The sequence below is a fragment of the Epilithonimonas sp. JDS genome (assembly GCF_021261315.1).
Taxonomy (GTDB): domain Bacteria; phylum Bacteroidota; class Bacteroidia; order Flavobacteriales; family Weeksellaceae; genus Epilithonimonas.
This window is the reverse complement of sequence record NZ_JAJSAX010000010.1, coordinates 69,028-94,841: the sequence shown is the minus strand read 5'-3', so window position 1 is coordinate 94,841 and position 25,814 is coordinate 69,028. Positions and strand designations below refer to the sequence as shown.

General features: G+C 36.3%; 22 protein-coding genes. 2 read left to right on the top strand and 20 right to left on the bottom strand.

Annotation, left to right across the window (positions count from 1 at the left end; genetic code table 11):
* Window positions 1–184: 184 nt before the first annotated feature.
* From LUD75_RS18495 to LUD75_RS18455, 9 genes are all read right to left on the bottom strand, one after another.
* A complete protein-coding gene (locus LUD75_RS18495; RefSeq protein WP_232707286.1) occupies window positions 185–796 on the bottom strand; it encodes an alpha-ketoglutarate-dependent dioxygenase AlkB in 612 nt (203 codons plus the stop codon).
* A 145-nt stretch (window positions 797–941) separates the two neighbouring features.
* The gene (locus tag LUD75_RS18490) at window positions 942–1,712 is read right to left on the bottom strand and encodes a helix-turn-helix domain-containing protein (RefSeq protein ID WP_232707285.1); all 771 of its coding nucleotides are present in this window, start codon (window positions 1,710–1,712) and stop codon (window positions 942–944) included.
* Window positions 1,713–2,011: 299 nt separating this feature from the next.
* Window positions 2,012–2,905, bottom strand: a complete 894-nt coding sequence (locus LUD75_RS18485) for a response regulator transcription factor (RefSeq protein ID WP_232707284.1) — start codon at window positions 2,903–2,905, stop codon at window positions 2,012–2,014.
* Between the two features lie 83 nt (window positions 2,906–2,988).
* Complete coding sequence (locus LUD75_RS18480) at window positions 2,989–3,825, bottom strand: SDR family oxidoreductase (protein WP_262908234.1); 837 nt, start codon at window positions 3,823–3,825, stop codon at window positions 2,989–2,991.
* A 217-nt stretch (window positions 3,826–4,042) separates the two neighbouring features.
* Entirely contained in the window at window positions 4,043–4,753 is a 711-nt protein-coding gene (locus LUD75_RS18475; RefSeq protein WP_232707283.1) for a glycosyltransferase family 2 protein, read from the bottom strand.
* A 17-nt stretch (window positions 4,754–4,770) separates the two neighbouring features.
* Window positions 4,771–7,041, bottom strand: coding sequence for a tetratricopeptide repeat protein (locus LUD75_RS18470; RefSeq protein WP_232707282.1), 2,271 nt, complete (start codon window positions 7,039–7,041; stop codon window positions 4,771–4,773).
* Entirely contained in the window at window positions 7,034–9,352 is a 2,319-nt protein-coding gene (locus LUD75_RS18465; protein ID WP_232707281.1) for a YfhO family protein, read from the bottom strand. Before LUD75_RS18465 ends, LUD75_RS18470 begins: the two co-directional genes overlap by 8 nt.
* 68 nt (window positions 9,353–9,420) lie before the next feature.
* Window positions 9,421–10,671, bottom strand: a complete 1,251-nt coding sequence (locus tag LUD75_RS18460) for a hypothetical protein (protein WP_232707280.1) — start codon at window positions 10,669–10,671, stop codon at window positions 9,421–9,423.
* A gap of 6 nt (window positions 10,672–10,677) precedes the next feature.
* A complete protein-coding gene (locus LUD75_RS18455; RefSeq protein WP_232707279.1) occupies window positions 10,678–11,154 on the bottom strand; it encodes a T9SS type A sorting domain-containing protein in 477 nt (158 codons plus the stop codon).
* Window positions 11,155–11,539: 385 nt separating this feature from the next.
* On the opposite strand from LUD75_RS18455, the gene LUD75_RS18450 reads away from it, so the two are divergent.
* The gene (locus tag LUD75_RS18450) at window positions 11,540–12,766 is read left to right on the top strand and encodes a LuxR C-terminal-related transcriptional regulator (protein WP_232707278.1); all 1,227 of its coding nucleotides are present in this window, start codon (window positions 11,540–11,542) and stop codon (window positions 12,764–12,766) included.
* 547 nt (window positions 12,767–13,313) lie between these two features.
* Here LUD75_RS18450 and LUD75_RS18445 read toward each other — a convergent pair.
* The 9 genes from LUD75_RS18445 to LUD75_RS18405 form a co-directional block, all read right to left on the bottom strand.
* Entirely contained in the window at window positions 13,314–15,656 is a 2,343-nt protein-coding gene (locus tag LUD75_RS18445; RefSeq protein ID WP_232707277.1) for a T9SS type A sorting domain-containing protein, read from the bottom strand.
* Window positions 15,657–15,693: 37 nt separating this feature from the next.
* Window positions 15,694–16,590: a hypothetical protein gene (locus LUD75_RS18440; protein ID WP_232707276.1), complete on the bottom strand. Its 897-nt coding sequence runs from the start codon at window positions 16,588–16,590 to the stop codon at window positions 15,694–15,696.
* Entirely contained in the window at window positions 16,590–17,444 is an 855-nt protein-coding gene (locus LUD75_RS18435; protein WP_232707275.1) for a hypothetical protein, read from the bottom strand. The genes LUD75_RS18440 and LUD75_RS18435 overlap by 1 nt, the downstream gene beginning before the upstream one ends.
* Window positions 17,445–17,488: 44 nt before the next feature.
* A complete protein-coding gene (locus tag LUD75_RS18430; RefSeq protein WP_232707274.1) occupies window positions 17,489–18,355 on the bottom strand; it encodes a hypothetical protein in 867 nt (288 codons plus the stop codon).
* Window positions 18,356–18,392: 37 nt separating this feature from the next.
* Complete coding sequence (locus LUD75_RS18425; protein ID WP_232707273.1) at window positions 18,393–19,568, bottom strand: hypothetical protein; 1,176 nt, start codon at window positions 19,566–19,568, stop codon at window positions 18,393–18,395.
* Window positions 19,569–19,570: 2 nt separating this feature from the next.
* A complete protein-coding gene (locus LUD75_RS18420; RefSeq protein ID WP_232707272.1) occupies window positions 19,571–20,566 on the bottom strand; it encodes a tetratricopeptide repeat protein in 996 nt (331 codons plus the stop codon).
* Between the two features lie 107 nt (window positions 20,567–20,673).
* On the bottom strand, window positions 20,674–21,348 hold the full coding sequence (locus LUD75_RS18415; protein WP_232707271.1) for a tetratricopeptide repeat protein: 675 nt from the start codon (window positions 21,346–21,348) through the stop codon (window positions 20,674–20,676).
* A 195-nt stretch (window positions 21,349–21,543) separates the two neighbouring features.
* Window positions 21,544–22,194 (bottom strand): response regulator transcription factor, encoded by a 651-nt coding sequence (locus LUD75_RS18410; protein WP_232707270.1) that lies wholly within the window; start codon window positions 22,192–22,194, stop codon window positions 21,544–21,546.
* Window positions 22,191–24,170 carry a sensor histidine kinase gene (locus tag LUD75_RS18405; protein ID WP_232707269.1) on the bottom strand — a complete coding sequence of 660 codons (1,980 nt, stop codon included), beginning with the start codon at window positions 24,168–24,170 and terminating at the stop codon, window positions 22,191–22,193. Before LUD75_RS18405 ends, LUD75_RS18410 begins: the two co-directional genes overlap by 4 nt.
* A gap of 191 nt (window positions 24,171–24,361) precedes the next feature.
* Here LUD75_RS18405 and LUD75_RS18400 point away from each other — a divergent pair, with 191 nt between their 5' ends.
* Complete coding sequence (locus tag LUD75_RS18400; RefSeq protein WP_232707268.1) at window positions 24,362–24,613, top strand: hypothetical protein; 252 nt, start codon at window positions 24,362–24,364, stop codon at window positions 24,611–24,613.
* 69 nt (window positions 24,614–24,682) lie between these two features.
* Here the strand turns inward: LUD75_RS18400 and LUD75_RS18395 are convergent, their stop codons facing one another.
* Together LUD75_RS18395 and LUD75_RS18390 are read right to left on the bottom strand one after the other, a co-directional pair.
* Window positions 24,683–25,207, bottom strand: coding sequence for a hypothetical protein (locus tag LUD75_RS18395; RefSeq protein ID WP_232707267.1), 525 nt, complete (start codon window positions 25,205–25,207; stop codon window positions 24,683–24,685).
* Between the two features lie 91 nt (window positions 25,208–25,298).
* The gene (locus LUD75_RS18390; RefSeq protein WP_232707266.1) at window positions 25,299–25,802 is read right to left on the bottom strand and encodes a CinA family protein; all 504 of its coding nucleotides are present in this window, start codon (window positions 25,800–25,802) and stop codon (window positions 25,299–25,301) included.
* Window positions 25,803–25,814 lie beyond the last annotated feature (12 nt).

Sequence of the window (25,814 nt, the reverse complement as noted above, 5' to 3'; positions counted from 1 at the left end):
CGATCTCAACAATGAATGATGACACCTGATATAACAGAAATTTTAGGTCTCTCTTAACAGTTTCACTAATCAATTTTCCCTCAGTCATAACAAGTTCATGCTGAGATTGCTCTGGTAGATTTTTAAAATCATAGTACGAAATAGCCATAATTGTAAGTGCTTAATTTGGGTTTACTTATAGATTTTACAGATCACGAATCAAACGAAACGTTAAATTAATTCTCTCTTTCATAGGGACTGTAGATTTAGCGATCCGATGTTCCCAATTTTCCTGCAGATCACCTTTCATAATGAGAAGGGATCCGTTTGGAAGCGGCAGGCTATATTTGCTCTGATGATGTTCCTTTTTTCTGAAATCAAAGTTTCTTGTTTCGCCTAAACTGATAGAGGCGATCACCGGGCGCTTTCCATACCTGCTCTCTTTATCCCGGTGCCAGGCAACTGAATCATTGTTGTCACGATAAAGATTTAATAAGACACCATTAAACCGGTAACCGAATTCTTTTTCTATTCTTTCTTTTAAAGATAACAACTCCGGAGTCCAGGAGTTGGTGTTTGATGTATTATTATCTGCTGACTCGTTGTATTTTGAATCACCGTACCAAGCTGTTAACCTTGGCGTTATAACCATCTTATCGTACATCATCTGAGTACGCTGTTCCCATCGCACTGTCTGAAGCAGATGTTCTTTTAATTGATCTGCCTCCTCTCTACTCAGTAAATTCTCATTGTATTCCAAAAGGTCTTTTGGAAATTCGTAAAATTCTTCGGCATCAAATAAGCTCAACTGTCCCATTGTGATTTTAAATAAAATATATACTTTTGTTTAATCCCTTTCAATGGGATTAATTTTTTTTTCATCATTTGTGTTTTTAGCTTCCCTTCGGGGAAGTTTTCTGAATAACTAAATTCTAAATAAGCTTTTCGAAATCGATTGAACCCTAATCTACAATTTTTGCTTTGATTTGCTTGATATCGGTTTTGATCTCTTTTATAAAATTTTGAATATGATGTTCTGAGAATTCATCAGGCTCATATTCTTTTGTATTGATACTGCATGCAAATTCCCAGATCTCTTTGATCTCAGGCAATGGAATTTTGTACGGCTCATAAAAATGATTGTCAGCCTTAACCCAAATACCATCTGCTTCATGAAACTGAAATCTTTTGTAACTGATACCATCATTGTTTGTGATAAAAACATAAGTTCTGTCTGTTTTCAGGTCCGAAAGATTTTCAACATATTTCCCTACGATGTAGGTCCCATTCTTGTAAGGTGGCATTGAATCACCGTCAGCGGGGAATGCCCTGAACTTACCTCCTTTTAAGAATGGTAACGATATGGTCTCCAGACTTTCTATATATTCCGGATCTCCATAGCCGTTCAAGTATCCCATAGAGGCTTTTTGTGGAATAATCTCAATCTGATCGTTTCCATCCTGATCAACCCTTATAGGCAGAACGATTCTATTGTCTGGAAGTTCCATGATTTCATCTACCGAAAACTTTCTAACATCTACAGTCAATAAAAGGTCAATGCTGATGTTATAGAACTTTGAAATTCTAATCAATACTTCATTCGGAGGTTCTGATCTTCCATATTCATAAGCGACATACCTGGATCGGGTTAGAATTAACAGATCTGCCAGCTCTTGCTGGGTCATATTTTTCTTACCTCTCAAAAACGTGATGTTATCAGAAAATTTTGACATTGTTACAATTTTAGACAACAAAAATACAAAATTTGTTTCAAAATGTAACTAAATTTGTATAATGGAAAGAGCAATTGCACATATGGATCTGAACACATTTAAATCCCGGGAACTTGAAAGAATTTTACGGGAAGATGTGAGTTTGACATTTAGGGAGCCATATCCTTCGGAATATGAGATCGGCTGCCTAGAAAAAAAATTGATCTGAAAATAATAGTTAGTAACTGATATTTGACTTTAAACATTTATGATCCGATAAACTAAACACATCAAGTTGCTCGCTATTCTTGCCCTTGTATTTAATCCATTTCCCTAAACTGCATCGGGGTCATCTGCATATTTTTTTTAAAGAAATTATTAAAATGCGTAGCCTCTTTAAACCCCAGTGAATATGCAACTTCGGAAATATTCCATTCGGTATGTCTCAATAAAATCTTTGCCTCCTGTAGTAAACGTTTCGCAATGATCTCAGAAGTCGTTTTTTCAGTAATTTCTTTAACGGCCCGGTTGAGGTGATTGACGTGCACGGAAAGCTGACCCGCAAATTCAGAAGGTGAACGAAACTGTATCCGCTGCCTTACGTCCTCAATTGGAAACTGACGCTCTAATAGCTCAAGGAATATATGGGTGATTCTCTGAGAAGCATTAGCCTGCTGCTTTTCAGCTTTTGAAGTCGGTTTCATCTTGAGGGTATAGTGTAGCAGATCAAAAACCAGGTTTCTCAACAGATCATGTTTATGGGCATAATCTGAGACCAACTCTGTCTGCATTTTCATGTAGACCTGCTTTACATATTCCAACTGCTCATCTGTCAGCTCAAAGACCGGTGTCACGTCAGGTTTAAAAACTTCGTAATTGTTCAGATTTCCGAAATGATGGAAAAAAGCCGGAGTAAATACGCAAAAGAATCCTGCCTTATGGTCATCAAGCCATTCAAATTTGTAAGGAATCTGCGGATTGGTGAAAAATAGCGCTTGCTTTTGAATATCAATGACCTTATCAGCATAATGAATCCGGTTTCGGCCGACGATCAGGGTAATCTTAAAATAATCTTTCCGGCTGTAAACCACCGGCTTAGCATTGTTACCGATGTATTCATCGATGGAAAAGACATTGAAGTGCCCCAACCCATTACGGATATTGTCAGGAACCCTGTCAAATTTAGACCGGTAAAATTCTTCCAGTGACTGCATTTTTTCCATTTAATAAATATACAATAATCAAACAAAAAAAACGCTCCCACTTTCAAATGGTAGTAATATTACTTTGATGATATTTAAAAATCAGTATAATACGAAATATCCCTATTATTTTCCAATTCTTGCGACAGCAACTCTATTTTGTCTTTTGCACGGTTGTAAGCATCAGTACCCAAATACAAACGCACGGGAGGATTGGGATTTTCTGCAAGAGCGATCACGACTTGGGCCAACTTGTCGGGATCTCCGGCCTGCGTTTCGTTCATTGCAGCGTATTTTTGGTGTGAAGCTCTGATCGAATCGTAGCCGTCAATTTTATTCTCAGCGAAAACGAGGGAGTTTTCTTTCAGGAACTCGGTCCGGAAAGCACCCGGTGCCAACACCGTCACCTTAACACCGAACTCTTTTACATCTTCTGCCATAACCTCGGACAGTCCCGTTACCGCATACTTTGTTGCGGCGTACATGGCCCAGCCGATTCCCGGCGCAAATCCTGCAATTGAAGAAATATTGATGATGTTCCCTGACTTCTGTTCCCTAAAGTAAGGCATGACCGTCTGCATTGTCTTAATCACAGCCATAACATTAATGTCAAAACTGTCCATGATCTCTTCTTGATTTAATTCTTCCACGGCTCCACCGATGCCATAGCCCGCATTATTGACTAAAACGTCTATTTTTCCAAAGTGGCCAACAGTCTTTTCAAATGCTTTTCTGACAGATTGCTCACTTGTCAGATCTACTTCCAACGGTAAGAACTGCTTTTTGTCCAAATCACCGACCGCCTCCATTAAACTCTTGGAGTTCCTGGTGGTTGCAGCGACGCTATAACCACTTTCAATCAGTTTTCTCACTAATGAAAGCCCCATTCCTTTGGACGCTCCCGTTACAAACCATACTTTATCTGTTTTCATATCTTAATTTTATTATTATACAAAATTAGAATGACTGTCCAATTCTGCTGTAATAAAACTGAAACAATAGATTACGAAAATCAAACAAGTTTGGAAAGTCTCTTAATGAATACAATAGTAAGTTTTAGCACAACTTTACAAGAATCTAAATTTTAAAAAATAGGTCTACATCTAAGGATAATAACTTGTGAACTTTTTGATAAAAAGCAGACTCGGATCATTTTCGCATGAAATGTTTTAAACTTTCCCAAATAACATTGATACCGTAGTTTAAACTTCTTTTAAAGTTAATGCTGGATGCTTCAGGAAAATATTTTGTCGGACAACTGATCTCACCGATTTCATAACCAGCTTTAAAAATTTGAATTATTACCTGGTTGTCAAAAATAAAATCATCACTGTTGCTCTCAAAATCAATCTCTTCCAAGACTTTCCGCTCATAAGCGCGGTAACCCGAATGGTATTCACTCAATTTTTGGTTGATCAGTATATTCTGAATAAAAGTCAAGATGCGATTCGCAAAATATTTATATAAAGGCATTCCACCTTTCAAAGCGCCATTACCTAAAATGCGACTACCGAGGACAACCGGATAAACTCTGCTGGCAATCATACTGCACATGGCAGTAATGAGCATTGGTGTATACTGATAATCAGGATGGAGCATAACCACAATGTCAACATCCAGTTCCAGTGCTTTGTTATAGCACGTTTTCTGATTGGCTCCATATCCTTTGTTCTTATCATGCTTTATAATATGTCTAATACCCAAACTATCAGCTACTGTCAGAGTATTGTCAGCACTAAAATCATCAACAAGAATAACCTCATCAACGACATCAAAAGGAATCTCCAAATAGGTTTGTCTCAAAGTTTTTCCCGCATTGTATGCGGGAAGGACTACGACTATCTTTTTATTCTGAATCATCTCATTAAACCTTTAAGTTATTTCTGAAGTTGCAAAAGAATTTTTCCTGCTTCATCTTTACGGTTTTGTGCCACATAATTATCATAGAGAAAACCAAGATTTCTTTTGAGGCACTGTTCCTTTTCAATACTTTCATTTGGCAGTGATTTGACAGATTTTATAACTTGGAGAAATAATTTTTCTGCATTTTTCAGTTCGGTTTGGGGAAGCTTACCCGAAAAAATATTTTTCTGCAAGCTCAGAGCATAGTTTTCCTGATAATCTCTACTTTCCGGCTGGTTGTTATAGGCTTTTTGTGCATAAAAAAAACTTTTGGCAGAATCACCTTTTATAGAATATGCAGTTCCCAAAAGAAAATATGCATAAGAATTTTTCGGATCAGTTTTCTCCGCTAATTGCAGATACTCAATCGCTTTTTCTAGGTTTCCAAAATTTTGTCCGTATAATTTACCCAAAGAAGTGTAACAAAGACTTTTGAACGTTTGAAGATCTTTGAGATACTGGATTGGTTTGTAAGTGTCTGTAATTTTGTAAGCTGCTTCGGCCGTTTTCAGATAAATCAAACGTTGGTTTGCGTCCAAACTTTCCTGATCACCGAGCATTTTATTAGTTCTCGCAAGGTTGAACCAAACTAGTCCATACATCGGATATATGTCCAGAGCTTCTTTATAATATGGCAGAGTTTCCTTCAAAAGATTAACTTGGTTTGTCTTTTCGTCATCTGTGAGTTCGCGCTGTTCTTGCTGTACTTCGATAGACTTTTTATAAATATTTTCCAGTACAACTTCTCCAAAATCTGATTTCACTTTTGCACTGTTTTTTGAAATTAGGATATCATGGGAGAATAAGGTGAAATTATCTTTCCAGTCAAAGTTTCTTTTAAAAGTGATTCCTATAAAAAGTATTGATACGATTGTAACAAAACTTAAAACTAATTTAGATCCTGCCCGATTGATTAATTTTAACAATAAAAATGAAAATGCCATCAGAATCCCAACTGAAGGCATAAACATAAAACGCTCGCCCATATTAGTTCCGATCGGAAAAAAAACATTTGAAGTGATGGAAAATGTGATGAAATAAAACAAAATCCCATAACTGTAAACTTGTTTGTTTCTCAATCCAGAAATTGCAATGATCAATAATCCAAGATTGACGATTAACGAAATCCAGACCTCAACATCAGAGAAAGATTTTACAGTAACGTATCTTGGATAATAGTCATAAGTTAAAGATACAGGAAGAATCAATAACTGAATGTACTTGCCAAAAGTATAAATGTTAGTTGCCAGTTTATCTAAAAAAGGCATCTGATGAATACTCTGAAATGACGGGTTTTGTAAAACCATCACATCAGAGCTTTCTAAAAGAGGCTTAAAATCTGTATTTTCATCTATAATTAAGAACGGATTGTTCATCATATCCATTTTATCTTCCATCTTAAAATTGATGGTTCCGGCAGCATTGGTCCTCAATCCAAAATAAATTAAAAAAACAACAGCCAAAGCTCCCGTTGATGAAAGGATATTTGATATTTTAACCTTACCAAAAAACCAAAGCGTCATCGGAATAATGATCATAAACATCATCGAATTTTCTTTCGCTAAAAGAGCATTAAAAAATAAAACACCAGACAAAATAATTTGTGAAATCTTATTTGAATAATTTTCCCGAAAAGCCTTGAACATCACTGTTGCTGCAAGTAATGAGAAAAGTAAAGAAAGAATTTCGTCACTTCCTTTGACGTTTGCCACCACTTCTGTGTGAATCGGATGGACAGTGAAAATTAGAGCTGTTAAAAATGCCAGAAGAAAACGGTGCTTCTGATGTTCAAAAATAAGAATAAGAAATTGATACAAAACCCAGCAAAGAAAGGCGTAAAGCAGAATATTCAAAACGTGCATCACGTTTGGGAAAGTCGTTTTTTCGGAAAGATCATTGAGTGGATTTCCGTATTTGTCCTTTTGGATTTTGCCTGTCAGAACATCGGTATTAGGTTTTGCTAAAATCTCCGAAAATACAGCATACATCGCTGGCGTTAACGGTCTCCATCGTCCCCCGGAAACTGCATCTGTATTATTTCCTAGACTTCCATACATAAAATCTTGTGAAAAAATATCAGGAATTCCGGCAATACCACGTTGAACCAACTGGTTTTTTTGAATCACAACAACATCATCAACAGCCCATTTGTTAGGAATCGTATTGATATAAATAAGGGCTGCCAAAATAGTGATCACAATTCCTACATGTTTGGTATTGGTAATAAAATCCCAAAATTTATCCATTAGATTTAGTTTTTTTGAATTTAAAAATAATTAGCATTATTATCGATGAGAAAAGGGAAACGATGGAAATCCAGGTTCCTAAAATTTTATGTGGAGGCGAATAATCTAATTTGATCTGATGATTTCCCTTGTCTAAAACTAAAAAAGTAAGTCCACCGAAAGCTTTATAAAGACAGGCTGTTTTGTCGTTATCAAGTGCTTTCCATCCTTCATCAAAAGGCATTGAAAGAAAGAGAAAACGGGATTTATTTGTTTTGATATTTCCGGAAATATGATTATCATCAAAATGAGTGATTTTTAAAGTTTCACTTTTTCTGTCTGTAATATTTTCTTCAATTGTTTTTCGCGATATCGGCTGGAAAATAATATCGGAATTCTTAAACGCTTTCAAATCTCTTTCTTCTACAACTAAAGTCTGAAAAATGAGTTGCTTTCGTTCATTTTTGGAATAGAAATTAAAATCATTAATTCCCAAAATATTGTCGTAGCAAAAGCCAAAAGGAAGCGAATTTTCGTCTTTAAATACTTTAAACTTTCCATTGTCTTCCACTTCGTTAAATCCGATTTTAATTAGATTTTCATTGTGAGATTTCGAAGAGAGAAAATACTTGACAGAACATAATTTCATCAGCAAATGTGAATTTCTGATGCCTTCAACAAATCTGGTTTCAGGTTCGTTCTGAGTTTTAATAAATCCGAAAGTCTGCAGAAAATTAATATAATTGGAATTATTAAATGAGTTGTAAACCGACGAAGAATTGTAATTCTGAATTTTCGCCTCATTATAAGAATTCAGCCAGGAAATACCGGAATAAAAGTCTTTTTCCATTCGAAAAAAGGAATTGTCTTTTTTATTAATTTTCGAAATCACCTTTGACGAAAGATCGTTGTAACCTTTTATTTTAATATCATTCTCGCCACAAATTTCTCTCTGGGCGATTGTTTGTGAAGAAGTGACAATGAGCTCGGTTGAAATTAATAATAGAAAAAGGATTGATAATTTATTATCTGAAAATCTATTTCTAAAGATCAGAAAAATGGTAAAAACAATAATAAAAAAACAGGGAACTAATACTGAAGAACCGCTGTCAACTTTTATATTAAAAAAATCAAAAACCAGAATGGTGATAAAAGCTGCAGCCGTAGTAATCAAAGGTTGAATTATAATTTTACCTTTAATGATAACCTTTGATAGGATAAAGCTTGAGATTACAGTTAATATTAGTACGAAAAAAATATTTAATATTCTGTAATAATCTCCGGAACACAGCCAGACGAAACTTCTTAAAAGTGGAGATAAATAAATTAAAGTCATTATTAAAACTGCAGAAATGGCCACGGTCGTACTCTTCTTTGCGAGTAATAATAACTGTGATAATAATAGTAAAGTCAGAATTCCGCAGTACAATAATGGTGCTTCGAAGTAATTTCTATATGCTGAAAAATGCCCTGCGTCACCTAATAAATTTGGAGAAAATAATCTGTAAACCATGGAAATCAATTCACCTTTTCCTGCAAGCCATTGTGGTTCTGATTCGAATGCTGAAACGTTCCCAACCGCACGCGGACTTTGAAACATCAACTGTAAGCTGCTGAACAACATCCAGCAACTTATTCCGATTCCTAGCAAAATGCAGATAGCTGAATAAAAGATCTTTTTCCAGAAATCTCGTGTTTCAAAACCATTTAGATAAAATTTAATCAAAAAATAAATGACTGAAAAAATAATGGCGAAAAATAAGTTGAAAGGATAACTGATGCCAATTAACGCAAAAACTATTGCAAGCCAAAAATATTGTTTTCCAGAAGTTGCTCTCTCCAACGCAAAAAGTAAAAAAGCAAAATGAAAAGCATAAGGTGAAAACAAAGAAACCGACCAGCTGGAAGCCAATAGATAATATCCTGAAAATGCCCAGACCAAACTCCCGAAAACCTTTGCGCAGAAATGAAGTTTATGCTCGGAAAGAAAAAGAAACATCAGTAAACCTGACAGATATATATAAACCAGAGGTAAAATCAGCATTACCCTTTCGGCAGAAACGTCTGATATTTTAAATAAAATCCAGGAAACCGGCTCGAAGGAATAAGGATAGAGATTTTCTCCCAAACCATTATGAAATGACCAGCCAGGCAGAAAATGTTGTTTCGCTTCAGACATTCTGTTAACCAGCAGCGGATAATCATTCACGTAAGAATCAGATCCCAGATCCTTGAAAATGAAATATAGGTCTCCAAAAAGAAATTCCCGGAAAATTATCATTTCCAGAAAAATCATTAGTAAGGAAAAAAAGAGAATTTCTTTAGATTTCATCAATAGTATTACTAAAAAATCGCACACCTGAGGGATCTGAATGTGCGACTGTCATTTGTTTAATGAGATTATTTAAGTTTTATAATTTTGATATAACTTACTTTTGTAGCTGCAAAATCGGCACCCACGACCGTGCTTCCAGACATAGCACGAATGTAAAAGAAATCATTTGGATTCATATAGACCAGACGTTGCAAAGTTCCTCTTTGTTTATGGGGTGTCTGTGCTGTGGTTGTATGACCTGTACCATTACCGTAATAACTGCTTTCCACATTACCAAGACCATTATAGTCCAACATAGGAACACCGTACATTATATTCCCCACCAACTGAATGTCTACAAGATAAAGACCTCCTGTAACAGCGGTAAATTTGCTGATTTGATTACTTACCGAATTTCCTCCCGTACTACCTGCACTCGGATCTGTAAGGGTAGTCCAAGTGTTACCTCCTGTCAGAGCTGCGGGAGAGTTGTTGGAAGAGAATGAAACTCCTGAGGGCAGAACAAGAGAACTTCCTACAGAAGTGGTCTGTGCCGTAGCGATAGTCGCATAAACTTCATAGCTAGAACTTCCGCCAGAGGATGATCCCCAGGAAAGATCCGTTCCATTTGTGGTCAAAAACTTGCCCTCATTACCTGTTTGAGCCGGCAGAGATGTTCCACTTGGAGGCGTTGACCAGCTCCCATCGCCACGAAGATAAGTGGTTGCAGAAGCAGTTCCTGTTGCAGATAACTTTTCTTTGGTTACACTTGCATCAGCTAATTTTGATGTGGTTACAGCATTGCTTGCAATCGTGGTAACTGCAGAACTGCTGATTGTTACGTCACCAGTTACAGTTGCCGGGTTTTGCGAAGCATATGGTGAAGCAGAACCTGTCAAAACCAATTGTCCTGCAGCGGTACCATTTTTTAGACCATTGTCAGCAGATTTTGCATTTAGAGCGTACGGAACGCTTAGTAGTTGCTGAGTTCCACTAATATTGTAATTTGTTCCTCCATTTGGATCAATTTCAGTTTTAATGAAATATTTGTCAGCACTCCAATTAACAAGGGAAAGTGCTCCCGTAACAACAGTCCCTCTTCCCACTTCTGTACTTAAAAGTCCGTTTCCGTTGGTTGTTGCAGTCTGCGTTTCAGCAAATACGACAGTTCCCGTAGCCGAAGTTTTCAGAACTGAGAACTTGATTCCTACAGATTGATTCTTAATAAGATCGTTATTGGAATTCCTTACCACCGACTGGTAACTGAGTAGATCCGGTGACTGTGCCAGTAAAAAAGTAGCCATAAAAAAGGCTGCGAGTGTAAAAATATTCTTCATTATTGATTATTTTTTAATGATTTTAAAAGTTTTGATGATTTTTTGATTCTGCTTTACGGTGAGAAGATAAGTACCGGCAGGATAATTTGACATTGGGATTTTCGTATCGTGCTCTTTCGTATTTTGCGTTTGTAACTGTGAACCTTTTGAGTCAAATAATTCGTAATTGTAAGTGGTTGCGTTTTTAGCATCGATTTTCAGATTAAGGTAATCGGTTACGGGATTCGGATAGATTTTCATTTCAAGTTTTACAAAGGTTTGATCCATTCCCAAAGTAGCCGTAATCACATAAGAATCTATTGTTCCCGGACTGGATGAACCACCTGAGCCGGAAAGTTCTTCATAAAATACGTTTCCGAGAGCATAAATAGCACTTCCGCCAATTCCGCTTAAGTTCCCGCCAGCAGCATTTTCTGAACTCTGTGCAAAAGCGCAGAAGGTTCCCATCAAAAGAAAAACCGATATTGTAATTTTGGTTTTCATAGGCATTATTATTTAGAATATTTAATTTTCAATATCTGATAGGCGTCTGCGATATCCTGTAATATGTAAGACTAGTTCCAGAAACAGAGTGACAGCGCGGATGAATAAAATTAATTTCATCGGTGATAATTGATGCGAAGTAAATAGAAAAAAGGCTCACAATTGCTACCCGTACAGGTAGTTCTCCAAAATAATGATGACTACCCATTCGGGTAGTCACTTTTAACTTATTGACTTTAAATAGATTAAAGAAATTACAGAATTCTTATAAGAATTAGATCTTTATTAGATAAGCAATTCTGCTAATTTTTAAATCGATACTAATATTTGAATTTCAATGAATCATTTATATTAAAAAAGGATTATTTTTGCCCACTTATATTTTATGAAATCAAAGTTTTACTCTTTTTTATTTCTTCTGATAACAGGCTTCACCCTTAGCCAGTCATTTAATTTTAATGACTTAGAAAAGACTGTTTACCGAAACAATCAACTTGGAAAGCACAAAGTTTCTCAGCAGAAATTACTTAAAGTTTTAAAGAATAAAGATCTGGAATTAGAGGACCAAGTGAAGGTAAACCTTCTTCTTGCGAAGACATTCAGAAGTATCAATGACTATCCGACATCCATTAATTACCTTAAAACAGCGCAAACACTTTCTATTGATCTGACGTTGCAGGATTCCTTAAAAACAGACATTAAAGCAGAACTCGCATTTGCACAATTTGACAATCATAATTATACGGAGTCTGATAAAATAATGCAGCAGATAGCTTTGGTAAAATATAAAAACCTGGATGAAGACAGCAAAGCGTATATTATTATGCAGCAGGCTTATATTAATTTTCTTCAGGAAAATTATGATCTGGCGGAAAAGCAGTATAAATCTTCTTTATCTCTATTAAAAAAGAGTTCACCCTGCAATCTGCCTCCCGTTCTGGTAAAACAAATGCAGCTGTATGGCGAAAAAAAGGAGTTTGATAAGATGGAAGAAATTTATACTCAAGTCCTTCAAAAAGCTGATTCCTGTTCTATCCTGAAATATAAAATCTACGCCGCCGAGGAAATTCAGAATGTTTATAAAGCTAATAAAATGGTGAATAAGGCTTTCGCAGCAAGCAAATTTCTGGATTCACTAAAAATTCTTGACGGCAGGGAAAACAATCTGTCTCAGATGCACGTGGAAAACGAAACTTTTTTACAACAGCAGAATCAAAATGAAAAAGACAATTCCTTCCGGAACATCATAATATTCACTATTCTTTTAATTATTCTGATCGGATTCGGAATTTATTTTTACCGTAGATCAGCAATACACAAGAAAGAAAAGCAGAAGTTTGAACTGGAACTTATTCAGATGAAGGAAGTTCTGAAAAACTACTCTCAACAGCAATTTTCATACAATAACAACAGCAACAAAATTTTAGAAACAGAACTTCTGAATGAAAGACAGAAGCAACTCCTTGAATTGATGTCTGAAGGACTTTCCAATAAAATGATTGCTGATAAATTATTTATATCCGAGAATACAGTCAAATATCATATCAAGAATATTTATCTTATTCTTAATCTGAAAGACCGGAAAGACCTTCTTACTAAAATAAAAAAATAACATCCAATCAAAGATTTAAAATTGTAGCTATTTTCTCTTGATCATTACTGTAGTGTCGGAACTAACCAGAGTTGAAATTATCATTGCAATTTTGTATCTATTGACCAAGCAAAAATAACCAACAATGTTTTGAACATAATAGGACTGAAATATTTTAACTAACTGAATAAAAAATGTACTACCACTAACAAAGGTTTTACAACAGTATGGCGAACTGCAAAGTTCGTTGCCGAAGCGTCGGGATTCTTCGATTGAACTTTATTGCAAAGTCGGAGACTTTTGGCTCGATCGCGATCCGATACGAACCTTTACGGCCTCACGAATAAAAAAATCGTCATAAACGAAGCAGGAACTGACGATCTGAAATTATCTGGTCATCAAAAAAAATTCTGGTAGATTGAATGCTGCTGACCAACAGTAAAGATCTGCCATTACAAAGTCGATCTTTAAGAGGCAGATCTTCACAATGATCTCTAAGAATTATTAACAGCAATACTAAACTATGGTGCAAGTTATAATTGTTGACCAGAATTCTTTTGGCTGTCGATTACTTTTTTATGATCTTATCGATATTTACATCTCCATTTTTATCCAGATAATTGATGATATACGTTCCTGATGCTAGATCTCTAATGTTGATCTTGCTTGTATTGTTGAAAGATCTTAACAATTTGCCGGAAGTATCATAAATATGAACCCAGGTAATTTCTTGGCTAAAGTTAACTGCATCTGCAGTCGGATTTGGATAGATGCTTAATTTATCTTTATCAAAATCACTATCACCCAGGGTCGCAAAGTTCAAGACAGAAAATGGTGAGAAACTATTGATGCCATTTGCCAAGATACTGTAAGGGTTATTACCGGAAACCGAGCCAGAGTTTTCTTCGATCCATACCCCGTTTTTATAATGTCCTACTTTTGCTGTATTTCTTTGAAAACCCGCTTGCTCCTGAGATTGATTCCAACCCAAATTCAATGCAACGTTACTTCCACCAGCAGTAGATTCGGAAATATCCCAGCTAACATTCAATGATCTGTCTGCATTAATAATACCTTCAGAAACGCTTAATGAAAAAGAATCTGCGATCCCATTATTTGAAATTATTGCCGGGTTGTAATAATTTGATGTTCCTACAGGAATCATAACAGCACCTCTTGAAGCGTCCAGATTTTCAATCACAACTTTACTATTTTCATTCGTGACGATATAATTAGAAGTATTAGAACCGCTTACTTTTGAAATGTTTCCGTTAAGAACCAGACTACTGTTACTTAAAGTAATTTTGGATTCCAAAGCAACATTTCCGGAAACATTTAAAATTCCATTGGTTAAATTAACCGGAGAAGACACCTGAAAATCTCTTGTGTAGGCAGTCCCGTCTATAACAACATTATAGGATGAAGGTATTATTGAATTATCGGTAATCATTGGTGTAGCACCAGCCTTCCAGTTAGTTGGACTACTCCATTTACTATCCTGTCCGCCATTTGTAAAAGTAAAATCAGGGTTAAATTTGAACAATTTTCTTCCGTTAACCTGATCTGCTATAAAATACATCTCGCCGTTGTGTGCAAAAAAGCCTTTTGGAGATGCATTATTTGGGAAAGTATAACCTGAAAATGTAAGAAATCCTGGATAGATATCCTTTAACAATTCTGTGTGCAGATCATCCATACGCCATAATTCACGACCATAGATCTGTGTATCATTTTTCAAAGCATTAGCAGAATAAAAAGTATTTTTAAATGCAAATGTATCCTGAGATGATACAAATAAATTCCCTGTGTTGACAATTCTCACACCACTATTACGATTAGCAAAATAAAAAGTATATTCATCACTCAGATTAACATTTAGAAGTTTTGCATATAATAATCCGGCATCAGTAGCGGCTAAAAAATAAGTGTTTGTTTGAGGAAGATCGGCAATCTTTTTCACATCGGAAAAATCAGTTGTATGAAATAAGGTTTTACCTGTTGCGGAGCCCAAATACAATTCTTTATTATCATAATTATAACCATCGATACCGTTTACCGGTAGGGAAAGAGGAATTTTGTTCGATGTAATCCCATCTGCTGTGTAACTGATTAAGTTCGCAATCTGATCATCAAATGTTGCATAATAATAAAATTTCCCGTTCAGCATACCTAGCGTTGCAAATAGTTGCGAATGGAACTGAGTTCCGGATGCGGTACCGTCTGTAATCCAAATTTCCCAAAAATTAGTAGACCCCAGCACGGTAAAGAGCATCTTATTTCCCACTTTATCTATAGGCGAATAGGCTGCAGTAGAAGTATTGGTCACGGTATTTTCCATTAATTTTACGGTGCCTTCAGGTGTTCCGTTGGTTATCCAGACGGCTCGTGTACCCGGTGTAGGAGACGAACTGAACATAAAATCGCCGTTAATAGAATTTTTTGCAGCAAGATTCGATTTCACAGAATACTCCGCACTCTTGATATTAAAAAAGTTGACCGGTGCTCCCTCAAAAGATTTAATTTTCACAGTTCCAGACTCTGTCCCATCTGTGCGCCAGAGTTCATTGATACCTTTTGCAGATGTGATGTAGGTATAAGTTGTAAAGTAGAGATATTTCTCGTTTGCCTTATAAGTCATTATCGATGTCAGTCCTGTATTGGTGGATGACGCTGAAATGTCCTTCACTGAAACTGGAGCTGAAGTGCTGGTATCTTTATAATATAAAAAAGTTTTTTTTGCAGTATTGTCCTGATAATAATAGAAGAATTTTCCATCATAGATTCTTTCCTTTGTTTCGCCCGCAAAATCGTTGGATGCAGGCCCAGTGTAACCGAAATTATACACTTCCGTCAATTGCGCCTGACTTAAAGTAATCAATCCCAGTAATAAAAACAGTATAATTTTTTTCATTTCTTTAATATTTTTTGCTAATAACTATTTATTAAGATTATTCTGGTATTTCTCCAACCCCTTTGCAGCGGCTGCAGACATCATAGAATGTTCTTCCTGTTGACGTCGTTGTTGTGGGATTCGTCAAATTAATTCTTCCCTGACCAAACTCACTCATCGTGTAAGTTCCTGCCGTTGTGTAAGAATAGCTGGATTTGCTTCCGGTAATTCCTTTGCCATTACAAACCGGGCATTTTACATGTTTCACATTAGCGGCTTTCTGCTGAGCTTCCAGTTGAGCTTCCAATGCAGGATTGTGAACTTCCGTGATCACGTTGTCCAGCATTCTGACGGTTGCGCCTGTGTCGTAATGGGTGTAGAGACCGGTTTTAGGAGTCCCATCCTGATTAAATGTGCCGACGAAATCCACTTCTTCAGGATGATAGGAAAATTTGCCATCAAGGATGACATTCTCTCTAAACTCACCCTCAAAAATATTTCCTCCTGCGAAATAAAATGTTCCGTTACCATGAATCATTCCGCCCTGAAAATTGCCTACGTATAGGTTACCGCTTGGGAAATGCATTTCGCCGCTTCCGTTTTTACAGTCTCCTTTTTCACAGCCTTCTACCGGCGCACCACCGACGTAATTGGGTGCACTTTTTCTTACCAGATTACCAAAGCTGTATTCTACATTTTCGGTCTTACCGTTTTTACGGGTTAATATGCCCTTTCCGTGTTCTGAACCATCTGCAAATTCTCCGGTATATTTTTCGCCACCGTAGTCTATCACCCCGCGTCCGTGAGGTTTCCCGTTTTTAAAACTTCCTTCATAAACTGCATATCCCAAATCAGATTTTCCTGTTCCGTCTTTGCAATTGCCACTCAAACACTGTGCAGTAATCAAGTCAACTGAAATACTTATCAGTAAAATAAAAAATATCAGCTTTTTCATCACTCAAAATTTATCACATTGTCTGAACAGCTTCCCAATCTGAGATCCCTGGCACTTTCAAGACTAATCTTCATTTTTCTTGCAATGTCGCTGTATAAATCACTGCATTTTGATCCCTGATTAAAAGAATATCCCACATAGCCGCTGTCTGAAATGTATTTGGACTTTAAATTCTGAACAACCGTTTCCTCTGAAACTGTATTTCCAAATTTCACCGAATATGCTTTGTATGAAGTGGCAGATGCTGATGTTCCAAACCAGAAAATAACCATACCCTCCGTATTATTCCAACGGCTGAGATTGGCGTATGAAAAAGTGACATTCCCGTTCTGAGCTTTCGCCAAAGCTTCCGGAGAAGGCGGTTTAGTCCCTGCCAGTTTGATTCCTGCAAATTTCGGAACACTTACATAAACGCTTACGAAAGTTCCTTCATCAGTTTCGGGAATATATTCAGCAGGCATATGCATATTTTCTTTTTTCGGAATGTAAATAACACAGTAAAAATTGCCGTCGATTTTCAGATTTCCCACCCAATAACTTTTATAATATGGCATCAGCGCTCTGTTTTCTTCGTGACTGCCTTTTCTAAGACCTGAAGGAACCACATCGTTTTTTAATAAATAGATTATTCTATCCAATTGCTCCGGACTGTACTTTATTTTTTTGAATTCTGGATCCTTAAAATTCCTGTCTTGAGGTTTCAGACGGGTTTTGTAACCGTCGTTGATATCCCATAAAGCAGCCCGCAGTTCCACGGGATGATCTCTTCGATTAGCTGCATCAGGAATGATCTTGGTCTGCCCAAAAAAAATGAGCTGAATAAACACGAATGGGATTACTAAATATTTTTTCATCATTACATTTTAAAATTTCACTTAAAAATTAAAAAAACAGCCGATTACTTCTTCTTCTTAGCAATCTCAAAATACATCGTGTTTGTATTCAGGTTGCTAATCAGCATCATTGCATCTTCACCATCTTTGGTAAATTTTGTAACGTCGTTTCCTACTTTGTTTTTGTATTCAGATGGCGTGTAACCTTTTGCCGGAAGCTCCTGTAAAACAGGGATGAGGTTATTTAGGAACGTCATCGTTTCGGGGTCGGTCATGTCCATTTCCAAAACATATTCGTAGGCTTCGGCGGTTTCATTGATTTTATTTTTAAAATATCCTAAACCAATTGTACTGTTGTAGGTCATAAAGCCGGAATCATTTTTTCCGCTAATGGTTCCTTTTAAGTTTTTAAAACCGGTAGCTCTCTCATCCAATAATCGATAAAAATCTCTTTTAAAGTCGATTGTTTTTTCTAAAATAACCAATCCGGCGTCTGCTACATTACCTTCATTTAAGCCTACACCTACCGTTGCTTTTGTCACGCCTGATGATGGCTGAAAATCATCGGTTTCCAGTATGGCGTAGTTCTCAGACACTTTTCCCTGAGTTCCCGCATAAGTATTGCTTCCATCTTTGATAATGAGCATCGCATTCTGACCTTTGCTCTCTTTCGCTTTTACCGCACCCAAAGCTGTGTACGCAAATCCTTGTTTGAAATTAACTTCAACGGCGACCGGTTCGGCTTTGTAGCTTTCATATACTTTCGTCCAGCCGTCTCCAAGTAAAGCTTTTTCTCTTTCAAAAATGGCTTGTTTTGCATCTGAAGTTGTGCTGGTTTTCGACTGTTTTGATGTTGCAGTGCTGGTTTTCTGAGCTTGTACAGCGGTGAGAGAGCATGCAACGATTGCTATGGTAAAAAATTTCTTGATCATGACCGTTTAGTTTTATTTTAATAAATATTTTCTGATTTTATTTCTTTTTAAAAATATAGAAGTAGGCCGTGTTTTTGGCAGGATAGCTTGCGATCATCATCACATTTTCACCATTTTTTTTGAACTCTGTCACATCTCCGCCGGCATTATTTTTATAATCTTTACTGGTAAAACCGAGTGCCGGAAGTTCTTTCATCACCAAATCAAGATTGTCTAAAAAAAGCAGTGTTTTCGGATTGTCGGAATCTAAGACGATGATGTATTCATCAGTGGCACTTGATTCCAGAATTTTGGCTTCCTGATAACCCAACGCATCGTTGCTGTAATAAATCTGTTCGTTATTTTCTGTGATATTGCCTTTCATGCCTTTGTACTCTTTAAATCCTGTATGTCTTGCTTCCAGAAGACTGTAGAAACTTCTTTTAAAATCAAAAGGTCTTTCAAAAACAAGCAGACAGGCACCGGAAACAGGCTCACCGGAAGCATCTATGAAATAAGTTCCTTTTAGAACTGATATATCCTCTTTTAAATCATAAACCCCGAGAGTTGCCAAATTATTTTCAATATTTTTTCTGATGTCACCCAACCGGTTATCACCATTGTAAGCTGCCAACATCGGAAATATACCTGATTTAGTGGAAGTCACCGCTCCTATTGCTGTGTAGGAATGTCCGGGCAAAAATCTTATTTCAGCTGCGCATGCTGCGGTTTGATAGTCTTCATAAATTTTCTTCCAGCCCTGTGCAATGAGTGATTTTTCTTCCTGTTCTACATACGGCGACATCTTAGATTTATTCTCCGGCGTGAAAACAGGACCATCTTCAGCGCTCTTTACAAAACTGTAATTCACGTCTGCACAATTTCCGTTTCTCAGATCTTTCACATCACGCAGACTCAAATTGAGGGATCTCGCGAGATAGCCGTAAGTCTGGTTGCAGTCGTAATTTTCAAGAAATTCGTAGGTAATGTATTTTGAAGATTTATAAGCTTTCTTTTTTAACTCCTGTGCCACCTGAAACTCCTCGTACGAATCATCAAATTTCACGGTAAAAGCTGCATACTCACTCGCTTTTCCGCCGTTTCCGTACCATAAAATGAAGGTTCCTTTTTTATTTTTCCAGCGGTCGAGCGAAACACTCGTCTGTATTTGCGAAAACACAATACTGCTGATCAGTAAAAACATCAGAAATGTAATTGATTTTCTTTTCATCATTTCTATTTTTTAGATGCGGCGTCGAGCGCATTGGCTCTGTTCTCATACCATTCTGCTTTTGCTGTATCGTTGCGGCCCCATTTGAAGCCAATTGCCATATACATATGTGCAAGAGCATTATTTTCATCTGCAGCAATCGCCTTAGTCGCCGAAGAAATTACCGTTTCATAGTCTTTTAAATTCATTGCGATATCTGCTTTGTTGGTAAAATATTCCGGTTTTGAAGGATCTTTTTCGCAGGCAATACTGATCAATGAAAGCGCCTTATTTAAATTGCCAATCTTCATAAATGAAATTGCGGCATTGTTGTAATCATCAGAATACATATGCGGTTCGGGCACATCGTAAGCCAATTGATATTGTTCGGAAGCTTCTTTGTACATCTGCAATCTCATATAGAAATTCCCAAAGTAGCAGCGCAGAAAACCAGTGTCCATATTTTTAACAAGGATGCCTCTGTTGAAAAGGTCTCTCGCCCCGTTAACATTGTTGAGTTTTGCATAAGCTGCAAAAGCTTCCTTGTACATTTCTGCCTGCGATGGATGTTTTTCCACTCCTTTTAAAAATACAGATAATGCAGCATCATAATCTCCCAAAGCATAGTGATAACCGCCGAGTTTAATGTAAAACTGAATAGGTTCAGGATTGATCAGTAAAGCGGCTTTCTGATCTTCAACGGCTTTTTCAACCAAACCTTTTCTGTAAAATACAATTCCCCGAAGTGTAAGAATATTAGTGTCGTCAGGCAACAACTTTATAGCCTTGGAAAGTGTTACCAGCGCAGCATTGACGTCGTTATCTCCATACATTTGCCATCCTCCGCGTTCTGCTAAAATATAGCCGTTTTCAGGATATTTCTTTTCAAGAATTGTCAGCAGACGATTGGCTTCCTCAATGTCTCCTGTTGTATAACTGATTTTAGTAAGTTTTATATAATCAGGATCTTTCTGTTGAGAATTAAAAGTTCCGATGGCTGCAATTGTAAATGCAACAATCAAAAAACACTTTAAAACTGATAATTGTTTAAACAGGACAAATTCGGCAAATATTATTCGGGATGATTTCATGATTGGTCGTTTTTAAAATGAAAATACTTCTGTGTTTTCTATTGGGAAAGTCTGAAAAATGCGCCACCTGCTTTTTCATATTCTTCATATTCCGCATGGGCTTTTTCGAAATCTGTTTTGGCTAAATCTTTTAATGGAGAATCTGCAGGCGCATTGTTGATGATGAATAGAAAATCGTTCATCGCATCTACGAATTTTATTTTTCTGGTACGCATTCTTCCTCGGTACAGATAGGCTTCAAGATCTTTGGGATTTTGGGAAATTGCCTTGTCAAGATCAGGAATGGCGAGGTCTGCAGAATTCATTTTAGCATGAAGTTTTCCTCGGAACTGCAAGGCTTGATAAAAATCCGGTTTTATTTTCAGTGAAGCATCGAGGTACTGCAAAGCCTGAATATTCTGTTCCTTTGATATCAATGATGTTGCGGCGAGGAAACTTGCATCTTGATTTTGAGGATTAATTATAAATGCTTTTTCAGCATCAATCAAAGCTTCATCAAATCTTTTGAGCCTGATTAATACATTGGCGCGCTGGGTCAGAGCAGCTTCATTTTTCGGATTGGTTTCGATGACTTTAGTCAATTCCTGCAGAGCGGGCTGATAATTATTTTGTCGGGATGCGGCAATAGCTTCCTGAGACAATATTTGCTGACCTGAGGCACAGATTCCGCTCAAAAATAGTCCTAAAAAAACTAATTTAAATATTTTTCCCATAATCTCTGATTTAAGATTCTGAGACTGGAAAATTAATCAGAACTAATCTTGTTTTCCGGTCTCATATCATCCTATTACAAAGATATTTGGAACAGCATTTTTGGGCAATGGGCTGTTCAGCCCATTTTTATTTCAGAATGAAATATGAAAAATTAAGCTGGATTTAATATTTACATTAAAAATAAGGTAAAAGATCTAAAAAAGATTCTGATCACGTGCTTTCATAAGCAACTCAGTGCGATTATGAGCCTGAAGTTTCTGATATATATTTTCAATATGTCTTTTCACGGTAAAAGGCGAAATAAAAAGCTGTTCTGAAATCACTTTATTAGTTAAACCTTTGCTAAGATATTCTAAAATTTCGCTTTCTCTTGACGAAAGCAGATTTTCTGCCGTTTTGCTTTGAGGCTGTACAGTGTCGTTGCCTTTCCTGAGTAATTTTAAAGTTTTTACGGCAATCGATGGAGACATTACCGCGCCGCCAGCCATTGTATCGATAATGGTTTCATAAATTTTTTCGGCTTTTGTATCCTTTAAAATATAACTGTCAGCACCGGCCTGAATCGCACTGAAAATGTGGTCGTCATCGTCATACACTGTGATCATCACAATCTTGGTTTCAGGAAATTTCTGTTTGATCAGGAATGTTGCATCAATACCGTTCATTACAGGCATTTCAATATCCATAAAAATCAAATCTGCATTGCTGTTCTGCACAATTTTTTCGATGCCTGACTTTCCATTTTCAGCGGTTGTAACTATTGAAACATCAGGATATAGCGAAATTTTTTCTTTTAAAGATTTCAAGGCAACTTTATTATCTTCTACAATGGCGATTTTTATCATTTCAAAAGTGTTACAATAGTATATTTTGTGCCGTTTCCAGGCGAAGTTTCCAACTCGAGTGTTCCAGAAAGTTCATCTGTTCTTTTGTTAATATTGGAAAGTCCGAATGAACTGTCTTTTTCCATTTCAAAATCAAAACCTTTTCCGTTGTCAGAAATAATCATTTTTAAATTATTCAGATTCTGATTAATTCGAATATCAATTAACCTGGCATCACTGTGTTTCAAAGAATTGTTGAGTATCTCCTGCAAAATTCTGAAAATATTGGCGGCGATTTTAGATTCGATTTTTACATTTTCTTGAATATCAAATTGGTAATTAAATTTAATATCCTCTTTCGCTTCAGAAGCATTATTGATAAAATTCAGAATTTTAAGATGAAGATCTTCCAGAAAAACTTCATCTGCATTCAGTATCCATAAGGTATTTCTCAATTCAGATATCGAAAGATCCACAAAAGATGATAGAGAAGAAATCTTTTCTTTCGATTTTACAGGATCTTTTTCTGAATTTTTCAGACTGTCCAAAGTAGAGCTCATCAACGTCAGCTGGGAACCAACGCTGTCGTGAAGATCCCGCGATATTTCAAGCCTCTGTTGTTGTGCTTTTGAAATATTCTGTTCCTGAAGCAAATCATTTTCTAGTGCTAACTGTTTTTGGTTCAGCCGGGATTTTATAGCGAGATTTCTAAATATAAGTAAACCCACAATGAAGAAACCTGCCAAAACAATCAGCCAGATATTTTTCTGCTTTGATGCCAAAACTTCTTTAGACACTTTGAGTTTCGTTAAGCTGAGCTCCTTTTCCTTTTTCTCAGTTTCATATCTAATGTTTAAAAAAGCGACTTTATCGATCATTTCATCATTAAATATTTTATCCTGATAAGTGGTGTACTGTTGTTGCAATTCTATTGCTCTACCCAAATTTCCTGATAATTTATAACTGTCTGCCAAGCTTTTACTGCTCTCCGCAATCCGGTCATTTGATTTTATATTTTTTGAAACAGCCAGTGCTTTTTCTCCAAAAATGATCGCCTTGCTTAGTTTACCAGTTAATTTGTAAGTTTCTGCCAAATTCATATAGGTAAAACTAAGACCCAAACTGTCCTTTATTTCCTCACGTATAGCCTTGCTTTTCTCATAGTACCAAAGTGCCTTACTATAATTTTTAATATTTTTATACTCAATGCCGGCGTTTAAATAACTTATTCCCAAACCGTAGTTATCTTCTATTTCCGTCTGTAAATCAATGGCTTTTTGGTGATAAAAAAATACAGAATCGTGTTTGTTAACAATCGAGTACGCATTTGCCAGATTGTTGTAGTTGCTGGCGAGGTTATACTCATTTTTATCTTTCATCCTGAAAGCCAATGCTTTTTTCTGCCATATCAGCGCTTCATGAGGTCGGTTAATATCCTGATAAACAAGCCCAATATTACTGCTTATATTTCCCTGAATTTTATCTGAACCAATAGATTCCGCATATCTTAGTGCATAGAAAAATGTTGACAGCGATTCTTTGTAATTTCCAGATTTCCATTCCAGCAAACCGATATTATTAGACACACTTGCTATTAATTTCGTTTTTTTTGCCGGTTTGGCTAGTTGCAGTGATTTTTTGTAAAATTCCAGTGCTTTTATGTAATGGGCATTAATATCTTCCACTACGCCAAGAAAATTGTAGGCATCAGCTTTTCCGGATTGGTCGTTGATTTTTTCAGAAATCTGCAGCATAGAAGTAGCATATTTCTGTAATTTCTGATTATCGACATCGATATATTCTCTGCAGATTTTCCGTAAAATATTAATTTTTGCTGTGTCCTGTAGGGTTTTTGATCTAAATTGATGTTCCGCTAATTCTCCTTTCGAAAGTGTTTTTGTAGTTGTCGACTTCATTTTACTACTTTGCGGAGTCTGCGCAGACAGCAGATTCAAAGGGAGAATGAAAAGAATGATCAACTTAATATAATGAATCACCCAATAATATTTTAAATTAAAGATACAATATCCTTTTTATAATCAAATTAATGAAGATTAACTTTGATAAAAGTTTTTTGTATTCGGTTATATCATCCTCGTTAAACTTGGCAGTTCAGTAGAACCTGAGAGGAAATTTTTCAAGGTAAATTTGGAATTCAAATTGCATTCTCTAACGAAAACATCATAAAATGAAAAAATCAGAAAACCTTTCGAAATTATCCAATGATGCATTGCTTATAACCCTTAAAAGGGCAAAAAACCAATTTATTGGGTTTATGGTATTTTTTGTACTGCTTGTAATTGTTTGCAATTATTTCACGTTCACCAAAGGATTTGGATACTACACATTGATTCCAATCCCCTTTCTCTTAATTATCATAGCTAATATTTTCAGTTATGGAAAGATCAAGCAGGAGGTTAAGATCAGAAGATTGTCTTAAAATTAGGAGTGTGCGTAGAACAATAGGGTTATTATTTTTATATGAGATTTTATCGTAGATGGAAACGATTTAGTGGTTTTTGTCATCAATTGTTAATACCATATTACTGTCGATGACTGATAATGTATAATAGGCAAGATCTTTTTTATATCTGACCGCATATCTTACATTGTGCTTGTTATTGTTTGTGTCCAAAAGTACTAGTAAACGATCCAACGCAAGTTCATTGTGTTTTATGTACTTGTCATCATACATTCCTTTGATAAATTTGAACGATCTGTCATTGCTGATTCGTCCGTGAATTCTTAGCCAGTCCGAATGTGCATCTTTTGCCTCAATCTGAAATATAAACATTTCGCCGATCTTGCCGTTATTGGAAGGATGTTCTTCAATACCAATCTGAAAACCATCCATTTCGTAGACCATTTGCTGAATGCCGGCGTTTGAGGAAATGACAGCAGGTGGATTGTTCATATAGTTGATGAATGAATCTATGTTTTTATTATAAAACCCAGAATAGGCCATAAGCTGGCTAAAGCTTTGGCCATAAGAAAATGAACTAAGCAGTAGCAGAAGTAGTGTATTTTTAGACATTACTTTATGTATTATAGTATGTTTTAAATCTAGTTTATACTTGGTAGTTTTAAAATACCATATCCTTAATCTATATTTAACATTATGCTTATTAATGTGCTTTAGGTAAGTGTCGTTTAATTTCGCTGGTCAGGCAGCTTAATGCGCACTCGGCAAAATAATTCTGAGCATCCAAAGGTTTTGTTAAGGGGTGCAGATCGATGCGATCCGACACTATAACTTCTCCCTTATAACTTAATGCATAAAAGGCAAAGAGATCGTTTCCGGATTCCGGTATCGGTGTTGAATATCCCGTAGTGGCAATAGACCATTCAGTTCCATACAGTTTTGCGACATTAAGAGCCATAACCTCCGTCAAATTTTTGGAAACACAATTCACAGCCTTTGCCTCATTATAGTCAATATTTAGCTGCTTGACTTTTTGATCGATAGTATAGACGGTCAATCCTCCTTCAAAAAATTGTTCCGCACTGGGCATTTTCGAAAAGGCAAGCTGCAGACATCCTGAGGTGACGCTTTCGGCAATAGAGATTTTCTCATTTCTATCTCTCAAATAATAGCTGATTTTTTGTAGAAGTATTTCTGAAAATTTCATGAATTATAATTT

Excerpts from the sequence above, each read along its gene's own strand:
- LUD75_RS18465 (WP_232707281.1), bottom strand. The coding sequence starts at position 9,352 with ATGAAATCTAAAGAAATTCTCTTTTTTTCCTTACTAATGATTTTTCTG.
- LUD75_RS18425 (WP_232707273.1), bottom strand. The coding sequence starts at position 19,568 with ATGATGAAAAGAAAATCAATTACATTTCTGATGTTTTTACTGATCAGC.
- LUD75_RS18455 (WP_232707279.1), bottom strand. The coding sequence starts at position 11,154 with ATGAAAACCAAAATTACAATATCGGTTTTTCTTTTGATGGGAACCTTC.
- LUD75_RS18480 (WP_262908234.1), bottom strand. The coding sequence starts at position 3,825 with ATGAAAACAGATAAAGTATGGTTTGTAACGGGAGCGTCCAAAGGAATG.
- LUD75_RS18490 (WP_232707285.1), bottom strand. The coding sequence starts at position 1,712 with ATGTCAAAATTTTCTGATAACATCACGTTTTTGAGAGGTAAGAAAAAT.
- LUD75_RS18390 (WP_232707266.1), bottom strand. The coding sequence starts at position 25,802 with ATGAAATTTTCAGAAATACTTCTACAAAAAATCAGCTATTATTTGAGA.
- LUD75_RS18470 (WP_232707282.1), bottom strand. The coding sequence starts at position 7,041 with ATGGATAAATTTTGGGATTTTATTACCAATACCAAACATGTAGGAATT.
- LUD75_RS18410 (WP_232707270.1), bottom strand. The coding sequence starts at position 22,194 with ATGATAAAAATCGCCATTGTAGAAGATAATAAAGTTGCCTTGAAATCT.
- LUD75_RS18400 (WP_232707268.1), top strand. The coding sequence starts at position 24,362 with ATGAAAAAATCAGAAAACCTTTCGAAATTATCCAATGATGCATTGCTT.
- LUD75_RS18395 (WP_232707267.1), bottom strand. The coding sequence starts at position 25,207 with ATGTCTAAAAATACACTACTTCTGCTACTGCTTAGTTCATTTTCTTAT.
- LUD75_RS18430 (WP_232707274.1), bottom strand. The coding sequence starts at position 18,355 with ATGATCAAGAAATTTTTTACCATAGCAATCGTTGCATGCTCTCTCACC.
- LUD75_RS18435 (WP_232707275.1), bottom strand. The coding sequence starts at position 17,444 with ATGAAAAAATATTTAGTAATCCCATTCGTGTTTATTCAGCTCATTTTT.
- LUD75_RS18445 (WP_232707277.1), bottom strand. The coding sequence starts at position 15,656 with ATGAAAAAAATTATACTGTTTTTATTACTGGGATTGATTACTTTAAGT.
- LUD75_RS18495 (WP_232707286.1), bottom strand. The coding sequence starts at position 796 with ATGGGACAGTTGAGCTTATTTGATGCCGAAGAATTTTACGAATTTCCA.
- LUD75_RS18440 (WP_232707276.1), bottom strand. The coding sequence starts at position 16,590 with ATGAAAAAGCTGATATTTTTTATTTTACTGATAAGTATTTCAGTTGAC.
- LUD75_RS18485 (WP_232707284.1), bottom strand. The coding sequence starts at position 2,905 with ATGCAGTCACTGGAAGAATTTTACCGGTCTAAATTTGACAGGGTTCCT.
- LUD75_RS18415 (WP_232707271.1), bottom strand. The coding sequence starts at position 21,348 with ATGGGAAAAATATTTAAATTAGTTTTTTTAGGACTATTTTTGAGCGGA.
- LUD75_RS18450 (WP_232707278.1), top strand. The coding sequence starts at position 11,540 with ATGAAATCAAAGTTTTACTCTTTTTTATTTCTTCTGATAACAGGCTTC.
- LUD75_RS18460 (WP_232707280.1), bottom strand. The coding sequence starts at position 10,671 with ATGAAGAATATTTTTACACTCGCAGCCTTTTTTATGGCTACTTTTTTA.
- LUD75_RS18475 (WP_232707283.1), bottom strand. The coding sequence starts at position 4,753 with ATGATTCAGAATAAAAAGATAGTCGTAGTCCTTCCCGCATACAATGCG.